This window comes from uncultured Shewanella sp., from assembly GCF_947495455.1.
Lineage (GTDB): Bacteria > Pseudomonadota > Gammaproteobacteria > Enterobacterales > Shewanellaceae > Shewanella.
In genome coordinates this window covers 1-14,840 of the sequence record NZ_CANLZC010000124.1, presented here as the reverse complement: position 1 = coordinate 14,840, position 14,840 = coordinate 1, and the positions used below count along the sequence as shown (strand labels likewise).

General features: G+C 40.3%; 12 protein-coding genes. 5 read left to right on the top strand and 7 right to left on the bottom strand.

Annotation, left to right across the window (positions count from 1 at the left end):
* Window positions 1-212: 212 nt before the first annotated feature.
* Both Q0791_RS21920 and Q0791_RS21915 read right to left on the bottom strand, forming a co-directional pair.
* Window positions 213-1,157: a hypothetical protein gene (locus tag Q0791_RS21920; protein WP_299011233.1), complete on the bottom strand. Its 945-nt coding sequence runs from the start codon at window positions 1,155-1,157 to the stop codon at window positions 213-215.
* Between the two features lie 89 nt (window positions 1,158-1,246).
* The gene (locus Q0791_RS21915) at window positions 1,247-1,708 is read right to left on the bottom strand and encodes a hypothetical protein (protein WP_299011232.1); all 462 of its coding nucleotides are present in this window, start codon (window positions 1,706-1,708) and stop codon (window positions 1,247-1,249) included.
* 299 nt (window positions 1,709-2,007) lie between these two features.
* Here Q0791_RS21915 and Q0791_RS21910 point away from each other — a divergent pair, with 299 nt between their 5' ends.
* Window positions 2,008-2,970 carry a DUF4097 family beta strand repeat-containing protein gene (locus Q0791_RS21910; protein WP_299011230.1) on the top strand — a complete coding sequence of 321 codons (963 nt, stop codon included), beginning with the start codon at window positions 2,008-2,010 and terminating at the stop codon, window positions 2,968-2,970.
* 358 nt (window positions 2,971-3,328) lie between these two features.
* Here the strand turns inward: Q0791_RS21910 and rsuA are convergent, their stop codons facing one another.
* Window positions 3,329-4,021, bottom strand: a complete 693-nt coding sequence (rsuA, locus tag Q0791_RS21905; protein WP_299011227.1) for a 16S rRNA pseudouridine(516) synthase RsuA — start codon at window positions 4,019-4,021, stop codon at window positions 3,329-3,331.
* Between the two features lie 192 nt (window positions 4,022-4,213).
* Here rsuA and Q0791_RS21900 point away from each other — a divergent pair, with 192 nt between their 5' ends.
* The 4 genes from Q0791_RS21900 to Q0791_RS21885 all read left to right on the top strand — a co-directional run bounded on the left by Q0791_RS21900 (window position 4,214) and on the right by Q0791_RS21885 (window position 8,290).
* Complete coding sequence (locus Q0791_RS21900; protein ID WP_299011225.1) at window positions 4,214-6,298, top strand: M13-type metalloendopeptidase; 2,085 nt, start codon at window positions 4,214-4,216, stop codon at window positions 6,296-6,298.
* A 222-nt stretch (window positions 6,299-6,520) separates the two neighbouring features.
* The gene (locus Q0791_RS21895) at window positions 6,521-7,309 is read left to right on the top strand and encodes a RelA/SpoT domain-containing protein (protein ID WP_299011223.1); all 789 of its coding nucleotides are present in this window, start codon (window positions 6,521-6,523) and stop codon (window positions 7,307-7,309) included.
* Window positions 7,310-7,355: 46 nt separating this feature from the next.
* On the top strand, window positions 7,356-7,763 hold the full coding sequence (locus Q0791_RS21890) for an SMI1/KNR4 family protein (RefSeq protein WP_299011221.1): 408 nt from the start codon (window positions 7,356-7,358) through the stop codon (window positions 7,761-7,763).
* 26 nt (window positions 7,764-7,789) lie between these two features.
* Window positions 7,790-8,290, top strand: coding sequence for a DUF4447 family protein (locus Q0791_RS21885; protein ID WP_299011219.1), 501 nt, complete (start codon window positions 7,790-7,792; stop codon window positions 8,288-8,290).
* 110 nt (window positions 8,291-8,400) lie between these two features.
* Here Q0791_RS21885 and Q0791_RS21880 read toward each other — a convergent pair whose 3' ends face one another.
* The 4 genes from Q0791_RS21880 to Q0791_RS21865 form a co-directional block, all read right to left on the bottom strand.
* Entirely contained in the window at window positions 8,401-9,009 is a 609-nt protein-coding gene (locus Q0791_RS21880; RefSeq protein ID WP_299011217.1) for a DUF6624 domain-containing protein, read from the bottom strand.
* A 250-nt stretch (window positions 9,010-9,259) separates the two neighbouring features.
* Window positions 9,260-10,516 (bottom strand): glycerophosphodiester phosphodiesterase family protein, encoded by a 1,257-nt coding sequence (locus Q0791_RS21875; RefSeq protein WP_299011234.1) that lies wholly within the window; start codon window positions 10,514-10,516, stop codon window positions 9,260-9,262.
* Window positions 10,517-10,991: 475 nt separating this feature from the next.
* Entirely contained in the window at window positions 10,992-11,657 is a 666-nt protein-coding gene (locus tag Q0791_RS21870) for a glutathione S-transferase family protein (protein WP_299011215.1), read from the bottom strand.
* 53 nt (window positions 11,658-11,710) lie between these two features.
* Window positions 11,711-14,323 carry a TonB-dependent receptor gene (locus Q0791_RS21865; protein WP_299011214.1) on the bottom strand — a complete coding sequence of 871 codons (2,613 nt, stop codon included), beginning with the start codon at window positions 14,321-14,323 and terminating at the stop codon, window positions 11,711-11,713.
* Window positions 14,324-14,840: the final 517 nt, after the last annotated feature.

Genomic DNA, 14,840 nt, shown 5'->3' with positions numbered 1-14,840 from the left:
TTTGTGTGGTGTAGTTATTCTACATAAACAAGCGATAACGCCGTAGAAAGGAGCCACAAACGCTGTCCGTAGGATCCACTAAACGTGTTTTACTCTTTGTTAAAGAAAGAGGGCTTAGATCACTAGGCGTCATCCCTCCCGTCGCGATTAAAACACGTTTATCTCGGACATAATTTAACCACCAAAGAGCAACAGGCCCTGGAAAACCGCTTTTAAGCAAAGTGATGGGCAATACTCAGTAGTCTTTGTTCATCCAATGGCTTTAGTGTGAGATTTTTAGCGAGATAAACAATTGCAGCGGCTAGCGTAATTTGATGAAGGTTATTTTTATTCTTGAGTAATAGTGAATAGCAGGCATTTTCTAATGGGCACATTTTATTTGTCCAACCAATGGGATTCAGCTCTAATGGCTCCGTTGTGTGAGTAGTGATCTTTGGTGCGTCGCCGTCTTCGTTAAATACCCAATAGCATTGCTGGTACAGATTGAGTAAGCATTGATCCCATTGTGCTTTGTTTAACAGGGTTTGATTTTTCATTATCCAACTTAAGGTAATGATATTATGGCCCCAAAATCCTGGGTATGTGAGACAAGCTTTAACAACTGTGTCTAATTCTGGAAACCCTTCCTGATTGAGTTTTGGATTGAAAGAGGGGGAAACAGGGTATTGTATTTGATTGTTGCCATAAAAAGTGCTGGTGACAAATTCACAAAATCGCTCGATGAAACGATAGGTTTGTTGTTTATTTTCAAGTTGTGAATGTGCTTCATTGAAGCTGAGTAAAATAGAAAGGTGGTGGTTAAGATAATGCTCAGTGCTCAAGCATTCATTGAGGTAATAGTGAAAAATAGTTTGAAAGCCATCTTCATTTATCCATTGCTGCATGATGAAATAAGTATAAGGATAAAGTCCGTGTTGTAATACCCAATGTCGCCTGCGAACAACAACATCAATATTTGTCTTTTGTCCAAGCACTTTTTCTAAATAGATAGGCTCTTCCATGTCGATAATGGCGGTTATTTGCTGCCAATCTTTATCAGGCCAATTGAAGTGGGATTGTAAGTATTGTAGTGATACATAACATTTAATACTGTGCTGCTGGTGAATAGTTGCAATTCGGTGCAGGGCGTTATCCAGTGTAATTAGGGTTTGTGTCATTGAAAACTGCTTATTATTAATCCTTTAATTATCATATATTAACATGTTTTTAGTGGCGATGGTGAGCCTTGGATTATATCTTTTGAGCTTCAATTTGGGTCGTTTGGAAAGTCGTTTTGTAGTTGACTGGGAAAGTCATTTTGTTTGAGCTTATCGGGATTAATGGTATTCAATAATTGTCCCGTTGGGCTAATAAGGTAATAGGCGCTACCATCGTTGTCAGGAAAAAAGACCGATACTTTATCAAATTGACCAAATTTGGACAGGGTGATTTGAGAGGCAAATACTCCTAAAAAGTCTGCCAATTGGCTTATTTGTTGGCATGAAGGGAATTGCTTGATTGTTTTTGTGATACATGTGGATTGACTACTGTCTGGAGAATATGGGCATTTGGCTAATTGGGGTTGGCATTGTTGATAATTAGCTAGATTGAATCCACCTTTTAGGAAATCAGGTTCTTGTATACTCGTGATGGGGATCGGCATGGCAAATGTCGCGAAAGGGATAAGCATAAAATACAATAAGATAATGCAAACATATTTCTTATACATGCCTTAATTTCCTGTGAAGATGGAATAGAAAGAGTTTAATACAAATACTGCCATTATCAAATTAACACTAGAAGCTTATCTTTAATTTACTGATTACTTATATATCATTGTTTTATATTGTTTTTTTGTGAAAAATGATTTCACTTTCTTTTTATGTATTTACAGGTAATTATAATGTTATCAAAATAAGTCTAAAATGATAAAAGACAAGGGGCTTTATCAGGCTTAGCGCAATACACTCGTACTCGAGATATAAGTTAGCAATCGATGGAAATTAAATAGAACAATCGAGGAGAAACATGATGCGAACCACCATTTTGATCAAATTTTTACTTATTCCTTTTTTATTTTTTAGTCAAGTAAGTTTTGCAGCCGAAAATGTCAATAAGCAAATGCAATTACAAGGTGATTTAACTTTAAATGTTAAAGTATTACGAGGAAAGGTATTATTTAAATCTTGGCAGAAAAATGCCATTAAGGTTACGGGGAGTCTCGATAAGTTAAGCCAAGGCTTTGTGTTTGAAAAGCAAGGTAGTCAGGTGATGATTGAAGATAAACTACCTGAAAAAGTCACGGGTGAAAATAAAGATGGATCTAAGCTTCTGATAACGGTTCCAGCCTCCTTAAACCTAGAAGCTCTGGGCGTGTCTGCTGATTATGATGCGAGTGCATTGAGTGGGGAAATCAGCATTGAAACAGTCAGTGGGCATATTAAGGTACAGCAAGTTTCAGGTAATATTTTATTGCACACCATTTCAGGTGATATTATCACTCAAAGTTTGCAGGGAGATGCCAGTCTCGATACTGTATCGGGTGTTATAGCTGATAAGGATAGCCAAGGTTCGATGCGCTATCGTTCTGTGAATGGCAAATTAAGTGCAAATAACCAAGCAAAAAATGTGTACGTAGAGCAAATTTCGGGGAATACCACACTGCGCTTGGCACAAGTCGATAATTTAACAGTTAAAAGTATCAGTGGTGATTTGGAGTTAAATCTCGATAGCCTTACCAATGCCGCGAATATTAGCAGTGTTAGTGGCAGTATTTTCACTCAGTTTTCTAAGTTGCCGAACTGTCATTTTGATATTGATGCAGGGCCGGGCGGAAAAGTAACGAATACGTTAACGAAAGATAAACCCACAAGAGAGAAATATAGGCCTAATACTTATTTGCGCTTCATGACAGGAGATGGATCGGCTGATTTTGTAATTAAGACCATCAGTGGGGACATTCAATTAAGAAAACAACGAATGATAGAATAGCATCTTAATGAACAATGCTCGTCACTGGCGGGCATAGTCTTATACCAATTCCATTATATAGATGATCAATTCAGAGCTTCTCAGGCTTTTCAATTCAAGGCGCATTTATGCAGTAATGGTGATTCCCTTTCAAATGAATGCAACGCAGAAGTGGAATGTCTGAGCAGCTCACTTTGTGCGGGTTTCAACATACTTTATGCTACGTTAGCTGCTTTCGATATACGACCTCATGGATGAGGGAGGTAGAGCGACGTTTGAACCCAAGCCGAGAATCACTATTAGCTTCAATCACCTGCCTTGCCTACAGCATGTTGAATTTCCGCTGAAAGATCAATTATATAATGGAATTGGTATTAACTTATTTTACAGATTCGATTTCTGTTGGTGTGAGATAACGCCATTCCCCTAATGCCAATGTGGGGTCAAGTTCAATCTCGCCGATAGCCTCTCTATGGAGTTTGACCACTTTATTGCCAACGGCGGCAAGCATACGTTTGACTTGATGATATTTACCTTCAGTAATGGTGAGACGGGCTTGGTGGCGACCTAATATTTCTAAAGTCGCGGGTTTTGTTAGCCCTTCTTCATTGTTAAGTGCGACGCCTTGTTTGAATGTTTCAATGAGCTGTTCATTGAGTGGATCGGCCACTTCTAATAAATAACGTTTAGGGCATTGTTTTCTCGGGGAAGTGATATTGTGTGACCACTGTCCGTTACTGGTGATTAAGACTAATCCTGTGGTATCGGCATCTAATCGGCCTGCAATATGTAATGTATCGGCTTTAACCACATCAATGAGGCGTAAAACCGATGGATAATGTTCATCAAGGGTTGAGCATAAGGTATTTATCGGTTTGTTGAGCATAATAAAGCGAGCGCCGAGCAAATGAAGTTGTTCACCATTAAGGCAAATAACATGTTCCTCTTTCACTTTAAAATTTGAATTTTTAATGATTTCTCCATCACAGGTCACATCTCCACGATGCAGGGCTTTTTTAGCTAAAGATCGAGTCAGCTCTGTAGAGCCACAAATAAATTTGTCTAAACGCACAATATGCTCAAGGTAAAAAATACTATGGCATGATTATACCTAGTTTAATATGCTCACTGAACTTTATTAAGCTATCTTTTTAATTTTTGTGAGGGTAGGACTTATCACTTTATATTGATTTAGCTATACACTAATCAGCATGCTTTATGAAATAAAAATACAATGAAAGCCAATAAAAATTAAGGATTATTGATGAAAAAATTATTGCTTGGAGGTTTTTACGCCTCTTTATTGTTCAGCCTTATGGCATGTGATAAGGACAAATCAGCGCCTAAAGAAGAAGAGACGATACAAGCAGAGTCAACAGAGGCTATTCAAAAAGTCTTAGGTTCTGGTATTAATTTTGACAATTTTGATTTATCGGTTCGTCCGCAAGATAACTTTTATGACTATGTGAATGGAAATTGGATCAAAAACACTGAGATCCCTAGTGATAGAACCAGTGTCGGTGCGTTTTATGATTTAAGAGACAAGTCTCAGGAGGATGTGAAGGGCATTATTGAGTCTCTGGTAAAACAGGAGGGATTAACGCCAGGCAGTGATGAGCAAAAAGTGGCCGACTTATATCGTTCATTTATGGATGTATCACGTTTAGATCAATTAGGAGTAACCCCCATAAAGGTTGAGCTTGATAAGATCGCAGCGATTAGTCATACCAATGAATTAATAGAATATTTTGCCCACAGCCAAATCATAGGCAGTGAAAGTCCCTTGAATTTTTATGTGGATGTCGATGCGAAAGATTCGAGTCGATATGTGAGTTCCATTTGGCAAGGGGGGCTGAGTTTACCCGATAGAGATTATTATATTAATGATGCGCCTCATTTTGAAAAAATACGCCAAGCATTTGTTAAGCACGTTGAAAAAATGTATGTGCTAGCAGGGTTTGATGAGCCTAAAAAGAGTGCTGAGAAAGTCATGATGCTGGAGACTAAGCTGGCGTCGAGTCAATGGAATGTGGTTGATAATCGAAATAGCACCAAAACGTATAATTTATATAAAGTGACTCAATTATCGACATTGACGTCTGATTTTAATTGGGGCACTTATTTTAAAGCCATTGGTGTGCCAACAGTGGCAGATGTTGTCATCAATCAACCGAGTTATATTCAAGGCTTAGATAAACTGATCAAGAGTGTGGATTTATCGACGTGGAAGAGCTATCTGCAATGGCAGTTGTTATCCAGTATGGCTGGGGAGTTAAATACGGCCTTGGATGATGAGCATTTTGCTTTTTTTGGCGGCATACTCAATGGCCAAGAAGAACAAAAACCGCGATGGAAACGAGGCGTTGACACGGTAAACAGTCAATTAGGTGAAGTTGTCGGCAAAGTGTATGTGAAACGGTATTTTTCTCCCGCGGCGAAAACACGTATGCAAGAATTGGTGGAAAATTTAAGAGAAGCTTATGGTGACAGTATCAAAGAGTTAACTTGGATGACGGATACCACCAAAGCGGCTGCTCAAGAAAAATTAGCGCAATTTACCGCTAAAATTGGTTATCCGAATAAATGGAAAAATTATGATGGCTTAAGGATAAAGCCTGATGATTTAGTGGGTAATAAAATACGAGCCAGTGAATTTGAGCATCAAGATGAGATTGGTAAATTAGGGGGCCCCATTCGAAAGTGGGAATGGTTTATGACACCACAAACCGTGAATGCTTATTATAATCCATCGATGAATGAGATTGTGTTTCCTGCCGCTATTTTACAACCTCCTTTCTTTAATATGCAGGCTGATGATGCGGTCAATTATGGCGGCATAGGGGCAGTGATTGGTCATGAGATGGGCCATGGTTTTGACGATCAAGGTGCAAAATTTGATGGTCAAGGGAATATGAGAGATTGGTGGACAGAGCAAGATTTAGCTCAGTTTACACAAAGGGGCAAAGCTTTAATTGCTCAATATAATGGTTATTCCATTTTTGAGGGGCTCAATGTTAATGGGCAATTGACACTTGGGGAGAATATTGGTGATTTGTCTGGTCTGACCATAGCCTATAAAGCCTACCAAAAGTCATTAAAAGGTCTGCAAGCGCCAGTGATTGATGGTTTAACAGGTGATCAACGTTTCTTCATCGGTTTTGCGCAGATTTGGCGGGCTAAAATCAAAGAAGCAAGCATGCGTAAATATGCGGCTACGGATCCTCATTCTCCTGCTGAATTTCGGTGCATTGGTGCACTTTCTAATATGCCTGCATTTTACCAAGTGTATGGTGTGAAACCGGGAGATAAGATGTATATCGCCCCCGAGAACCGAGTCAAGATTTGGTAATATCGCGCGAAGATTTAGTTATAAAGAAACGCAGTACGGATATATTCAGAGACAGACCACCTAAGTGTGGTCTTTACAATAAAGCAATAGACTTTTTTTATCTTATTTTTCAATAGCAAAATAAATTATTATAGTTTATTAATGAATTTTAATTCAGAAGGTGGGTTTAATTTTTTATTTGAGTCCTTATATTTTTTATATCGTTATTGCATAAGGATTGCTATGAAAAGATTATTTAAGACGTCTTTTATTTTCTTATTTTTATTATCGACGCGCAGTGGATTTGCTCAAACGCCTCATTTTGATAAAGAGGGGCAAACGGAGAATATACCGTTTTCAGTCCCTTCTTTAGCCGTTACCGATTTTGATCAATTAGTCAGTATTCCCTCAAAACAATATTATCCAGCCATTCAATCTGACAGTGATTTGTCCATTCTTTATCAGCAAGCTTTCCATACTAAACATGATCTCGATACGCTTTTACATGCCATCAGTATGACTACACAAACCCAAGCTGTGTTTGCTCCTCTTAAAAGTCCTCAACGCACCGATGAAAAAATTCAAAATAAGTTGGATGGAGATAGCAGTAAGATCACCGATTTAGTTCGAGGGAGTTTAGTGGCTGATAATGTCAATGAATTGCTTCGAGCTTACCAAGCATTGACCTCTGAAGTTGAAGTGGTGCAAGTTAAAAATCGATTTGCCTCACCGAAAGCGTCTGGTTATCGCGATCTCAATGTATTGGTGAAACTTCCCCACTCAAACATGATTTGTGAAGTACAGTTTCATCTTAAACAAATTGCCGAAATAAAAAGTGGTACTGAACATGAAACTTATCAAGCGATACAGGCCATTCAAGCAAAAGCAAAGCAAGATCAGCGAGTTTTATCGGAATTGGAATTGGCTCAAGTGACACGTTTGAGACAAGACTCCTTTAAGCTCTACCAGAAAGCATGGCTAAACTACAAAGGGCTAAGTGATGTGCGTTTATTACCTGTTGTGGCCGCTTAGTGGTATACTCTTGGCTAAATTTATTGCCGACAGTTAATCAAACCGAATGAATGAAATCATTGAGCAATTGCAAAGTGTCAGTGAATCTGTGCCTGTGCCTTTGGAGTTACCGACATTTGAGCAGTTAGTGGAAGTGGAAGAGCAAATTTTAATTCCTTTGCCGATGGCGTTAAAAGAGTATTTGCTTTATGCCAGTGATGTGATCTATGGATATTTGGAGCCTGTCACGGTGAGCGACCCACATTCACATACTTACCTTCCAGAAGTCACTAGCTATGCTTGGTCTATCGGCATGCCAAGAGAATACATTGCGATTTGCCAGCAAGGTGACAGTTTTTATTGTATTGATCAAGAGAGCCAAGTCATGCTTTGGAGTGAGGGGGAGATGCAAGAAGATAGCTGGGAGTCTTTCTGGCAATGGGCAGAAGAAGTCTGGTTGCAAGGCGCAAAATAAGAAAATTAATCATTGGAAAATAAAAAATGGCTAAAGATGTAGGCTATAACGCCTTAGAAATAAAGTATCTCCGTCTTTCCTTGGCATTAACGACGGCTCAAGTTGCCGAGTTGGGAAAAGTCACTGAGGAAGAGGTAATAGCATGGGAAGCAGGTGAGAAACCCGTTTCTATTCCGGTGCAAAAAAAGCTATTAGCGATCGATGAGACCATAGAAATGCAAGTGCTGAATACTTGCGATGGCATCGAAGCCTTATTTGAAAAAGAGCCCAAACGCCGCCTCAGCTTTGTGGTATATCCCACACAAGCCTTGTATGCGCAATATAATTCTGATTTTTTAGGGGCGTTACCTTTTGCAGAGCTTTATAACATGTCTGCTTGGCGAATAAAAAAAGAATGTAAGTTGATGCAAGAAGTGGATGTGTGTTTAGTACCTTTCTCATTCGAGTCTTATAAGGCTTTTAGGGACAAAGAAGGATTAAAAGAAAGCCCAGATAGTCGAGCGAAATGGGCGGCAACACAGATATAAGAGAGTGATATCGATAAAGCGCGCTATGATTAAGCGCGCTGTGATGTAGTGCGCTATGATTAAGCCCGTTATGATTTAGTGCGTGAAAACCTAGCGTTAATGTGGGTTGCTTATTCAGGCGGCTGAGTGAGATTGGTATAGTATTCATTGATAAGCCTTGAATATTCGGCCAAAGAGGGCAAACCTACCGCCTGTCTGCGTGCATCCACCTTGCTGGCATCGATTATCTCTTCGGGAACATATTGCCCATGTTTTAATATAAATTGGGTACCATAATATTGTTTTTCGCCTTTGTTCACTAAAATCTTATCAATTAATAACGCATAATCTTGCCCCTCTAATTCACCATTGGCATAGCGCGTTTCAATAAAAGGCAGCATTTTTTCTTTAAATTTAATATTCGGTGAATGGAGGAGAATAAGACTAAAGGCATTCAATCCATCTTGACCGATATCATGGCTATCGACTTGTCCATATTGCGCGATGATGGCTTTTAGTTTTTCAGTATGCTCGCTATCTAAAGTCTCCATTATGGTTTCATTTTCACGGCTTTGATCACGCATAAATCTAGCGCGTGCGAGCTGATCTTGCTCTTTCATGTTAAGCAGCGCTTCTCTTATATTGGGGTAGTTAACGCTGTGTTTTGTAGGGAGCATAGGGTTATTACTGCAGGCCTGCAATAACATAAAAAATGATAAAATAACAAATAAACGCCTCACGTACTGACTCCTTTGATCGACTTTTTAACTTTATTCCTTTTGTTTTCAATGGTATGGGTATTATATAAAGCCTACAACTAGTCTTTAGTTTAAGTGAGAAAATGCTTATATATTAATTGATGAAGTCGTTACATAAGTTAAGACGTATCACAGGGGAGCAAGCTTTGAATGGATGATAGCCTTCTTGTCCTTCAAGCGCATTGAATACGCTTGAAGGGCAATAGGAAATAGGAGTGGATGGACAATAGGGTTAATTCTGTTCGCTGCTATGACTGTTTATGGGTTGTTCTGTAGGCATGTCCATGCAATTTGCATAATAAACAACGGTTGCTGGCCAATCTGAAAAGACGCCTCTGACTTTCACATCCTGTGCGAGTACATTAAGCAGTTTTAGCGTGTCACCGTCGTTTTTGATGCCGTCACTAATACTTTGATAATACCAACCACCATTATCTGTGGTGAGAGGGCCTGAACGTTCTAAGGACCAAGCGATAATATCAAGGCCTGCTTTTTTTGCCGCTTTTGCATAAGCTGATGGAATGATATTGTTATCATCATCTAAGGTCACCAATACCCAAAGAGGTGGAGCAATAATTTTCACGCCAGACTCTTTTAGTGCTTCCATCGTAGGCGTCCAGGTTGAGGGATCGTTTGGATCCAGATTGTCTGTATCATAACGTTCATCAAGAAAAACGGCTTGTTTGGCAAATTTAGGGTCGTTTGCTATCCAATATTTAATGTCATTCAAGTTAAAAGATTGCGGATAAACCTGAGAAGGTTTGACCCCCGCTTCGGTATATTCATTCAACATCTGCTGAGCATATTCTTCTTGGGTATAGCCATCAAAGGGCATGGAAACACTGGGTTCTTTTAACTCAGGAACCATTTTGACTCCCGCTTTTTTGAACATTTCAATGCTTTCTTTATGGGTCATCACAGTTGCATTACTGGCATAAAGATCCGTCCGCCAGTCTGGAGTGCCGTCCATAAATTCGTCAGCTGTCGTGGCATCGGGATTTGTGCCGTCCATTTTAGCGGATAAAGTTTTAAACTCGGCGAGTGTAATGTCACTCGTACAGCAAGTGGCTGTTGCAAAAGTGCCTGTTTCAGGATCGGCAGGAGAGAAAGGCTCAGTGCATTTACTGGCTAATTCTGGTTTGGCTAATATGTTAGTGGTGGATGCTAAATCACATTGTGAGTGTCGGCAAACTAATTGCTTATCTTTGGTAAAAGTGACATCACATTCAACAATACCCGCGCCTGAATCAATGGCAGCTTGATAAGACTCTTTACTGTGTTCAGGAAATTGCATTGAAGCGCCTCGGTGGCCTAAGGCAAATTCAGTGCGGTAAAAAGGTTTATTACTGCATTGGGCCAGTTTTTCTTTAAGAGTGGGATCGTCCAATTGGCTTAAAAGATAAAAAGGCCGTACACCCACGCGAGCCAGTTTTTTTTGTTGAGGTGATGAGCTGTTTGCTTCGACAGCCTTGTTTTGTGGGTGTTTCATATCTGATACTTCAGCGAGGCTGAAGAAACTGACAAAGGCAGTTGCGCCAATCACAGTTGACATCAGAGAGTAAGGTAATAATCGCATATAACGGCCATCCTTAAGATAACAAAAACGGATTTAGCATTAAAGATTAACCCTGTATAAAGACTGTATGAATTTAGATCAATATGATGATAGAAGGAACTGGTGGGGAAATATCATGCATTTGCTTTTTAGTTAGCTGTTTTTAAATATTTTTATGTAAACCTGTGCACGGATAAAAAGATTGTAATAAATCTTGTATGTTATTACATTGTGGTTTTAATGAGGTGTTTGGTTAGTGGTTAGGTTTAAGTGGTGTTTGTGTTTTGTGTCTATTAACTATGAGAAATGAACTATTAAAAAGTGAACGATGAAAAATGCGCTACGAAAACACAAGCCAATTGGGCATATTTAACGTAGCACAGTGAACTTTTCCAGAGAAATAACGTGACTATGCGGCTCTTAGCGCTTCGGCTTCTTCTTTTGCTAATGCCCGTGACAGTGCTGGGCGGCTAGCGACTTTTTTTCGATATTGCTCTAATTTAGGCGGCAGCGTCATGCCAGCTTTTGTTGCCCATTGTAGGGTATGGGTGAGAAGTATATCGGCAATGCTTAAGGTATTCCCAAACAGGTAGTCGCTGTTTGGTATCCAAGATTCGGCAATATTCGCCGCTTTATCAAATTCCCAGATAGCGACAGCTTGGATGCTTTCTTGTCTGAGAGCTTTGGGCAGTGCAAATTTATGTTTAGCTAAAGTCCACAAGGCTTGTTCTAATTCGCAGGTAATAAAGCTGATCCATTGGTGATATCGAGCCGAATCAGGCGAACTTTTTGGCGGTTGATACAGAGGGGTGTTTGAAGTGTCATTATACTTTTCAATGAGGAAATGACAGATAGCAGCGGATTCCGATAAGGTAATGCAAGCCTCTGGAGTCGTTTTGTCTTCATCAATGAGTAGGGGGATTTTTCCACTTGGATTGATTGCCAAAAAATCAGGGTGTTGACTATCGCCTTTGGCAAAATTGATATAATGATATTGCCAGGTCAAACCTAACTCTTCTAACAACCAAGAGACACGAGTTGAACGAGTGCGAGGAGCACCATAGAGTGTGATCATATTATCTCCTTATAAGAAGTTAGCGACCGAAGAGGTCGCTAACCGGTCAATGATTAAAAGCGATAGGTCGCCGAGGCATACCAAAATGCACCGATAGCCGAGTAAGTATTTTGATCGTACCCCATGAAGTCCACCTTACTGAAAGGGGGCTCTTCATTAAAGACGTTATTGGCGCCCATCGTCAGGGACCAATGATCAAAACCCAGGTAAGTCACATTTAAATCGACTGTGGTCATGGCATCGATGTAACCTTCGGTGTTTTGCTCTAAGGTATAAGCGACCTCACTGATGTAATTTAAGCGAGTGGTGGCTTGCCAATTACTCATGGCCCAATTGAGTCCGCCAGTCCAACGATATTCTGGATGTTCGTATCGGCCTTTTAATTCAACAACAGAACCATCGGCGCGAACTTGTTCAAACTCATGTACCCAAGTGAGGTTGTAACTTAATCCAAACTCGCCATACTCACCTGTATCGAACATGTACTGTACATCAAAATCAATACCATCAGTGGTTTGCTCATTTAAGTTGGCAAATTGATCTGAAATACTAATAATACGGCCAGGAATGCCTCCTGATGGGGCTTCTCGTTGGACAACGTCTGAATTATTTCCTTGAGTATTAATCACGTATTGTGGATCGGCATCAATGAGGCCATCGACTTTATAATACCAATAATCAATGCCCATACTTAAGTTATCGATAACTTCCCAAACACCGCCCAGATTGTAAGAGGTCGATTCTTCAGCTTTAAGATCCGGATTACCCGAAAAGTTAACTGTGCGCTCTTGTGCAGTACAGTCTTCATCGGCATTGGTATAAGCACAACGTTGAGTATCAATCAGTTCAGGGGATTCTTGACTGGCACCTAGGCCGAGCTGCACTAGTGACGGGGCTCTAAAACCTTCAGCCCAACTGGCTCTAAAGGTTAACGTATTCAATGGCGTATACAAAAGTGCCACTTTAGGACTCGTCGTGGTACCAAAATCACTATAATTTTCATAGCGTCCGGCGAGCTGTGCTTCTAAGGTTTCAAAAACGGGTACCGCAAATTCAATAAAGACAGAGGTTTGGTCACGACTGCCATAGGCTTCGGTGGCTTCAGTACCAAAAATCTCACCACGTAAAAATAGTTCATCAGGCTTGTCGGATAAGTCTTCTTCGCGATATTCAAAACCGATAGCCATGCCCACATGTCCCGCTGGAAGTTCAAAAATCTCTCCTGCTATGGTGCCATCAAACGCAGAAGTGGTAGATTTGGCATTACGTGTGGTATTGACTGAAATCTCATCCAACACTGCGGTGGTTTGTGTTGTAGAAAAAGGGTTAAAGCTGCCATCATTAATGGCATCTTGTAGAACGGAAGTCCATACATATCCATTTTGACCAAATTCATAGTTACGATTGTAGGAATAGGTATAGGCCAATTCCCAGTCCCATTCACCTAACATGCCGTCAAGACCCATGACTAAACGGGCGCTGTCAGATTCGGCTTCTTTTTGGCGGCCACCGGTTTCAGTGATCCGGCGGCGCATGGTTAAATCTTCCCCAGATGCCGCATAAGGATTATTGGCTGAGCTATAGTTCGGATTACTGGATAATACATAAAGCTCAGAAAACGAAGGGCTGGCGGCACCATGGACGATACTTTCATTGTGCTGATACATCATCTCGCTAAATAAAGTGATGTCATCATTGATATAATAATCATGAAAAACCGATAAGCCCACACGGGTTGTCTCGGGTGTTGAGGTCATCATAGGGGCATAATCGTAAACACAAAAAGTACCATTGTTATTGTCATCTGGACAATTACCTCCCGGTGTCCAATCATAGGTATCAGATAAAGTTGTAATGGAGCCGTCAGTACCTATCGATGCGGGAATATAGCTGCCAGGATTACCCGAGGAGGAGCGAGAATCACTGCCACCTCGTGCGGTTTGATTGGCGGATCTTGAATAGCTTCTATCGCCTAGTGTGGTTTCATTTTCATGGAAATAGTTCAAAATGATACTGGTGTGAGATTTTTCCGCATGGCTGCCCCATAAAATGGAGGCTGACGTTTGCCCGCCACCAGCATCGACAGTTTCACCCGCTTTGGCATTAATCTCAAAGCCTTCGAAATCCTTTTTTAATATGATATTCACCACACCTGCAATGGCGTCGGAGCCGTAGGTGGCTGAGGCGCCATCTTTTACAATGTCAACACGTTCAACGGCTGACATGGGAATGGCATTAATGTCAACGAAGGAGGTATCGATATTCTTTGCAAAGGAAGAAACGGCAACACGGCGACCATTGAGCAGAACAAGGGTGGCGTCCGCACCTAATCCACGAAGTGAAATCGCGGCGGCGCCATTGGCGGTATCGTCTGAATCATTTCCCTGAGTGGCAAAGGTTCCCGCACCAGCAATGGGCAATTTACTCAATAGCTGCGACATATCTTGTGCCCCTGAGCGGGCGATATCTTCATCTGTGAGTACTGTCATGGGGGACGCACCTTCTAAATCGGTACGTTTAATATGTGAGCCAGTGACTGAGATATGTTCCAGTGGCTCTTCTTCTTTTAGTCGAGTTTCATTATTGGCGGCAAAGGCAATGGGTGAGAGTACACTTGATACTGCCAGCGCACATAGGCTAGGCCATAGGTGAGGTTTTTTCATCATAATCCTTTATCATTATTATTTTTAACCGTTAAATTTTGCAGTCATGGCGCTTAAGCTTATGTCGACTTAAGTAAAAACAAGCGACAGTGAAATTAAACCGCTAAATTTGACCGCTTAAATTAACAACAAACGAGTAACAATTTAAATATTAAAATAACAATGTCAAATAATTGTTAATAAAAAACAGGTGGAATGCGTGTTGCCTCCTTTGTCTGTAGCACAAAATAAAAGGAGGGAAGGAGGAAGTGGTATACAAAGGTTTTTATTTTATTTTATTGTTTAATATTGTCTTTTTCTTTATTGGTTTGTTTTGTTTTAGGGTTAAATATTTAAGGTAAATTTAGATTTGTCGTTAGTAAAAATTTTTTAAAACATTTTATCAAAAGAGATTTTGTGGTATTGCTAATGCCAACTTATTGGAGATTATGCTGTTTTTGTTACTATACCCGTGATACTTGAAGATGCCTGTTTTCAGAGCCTGTAAAAGTGCCTAATTCAAGGCGTATTATTGCCGAAA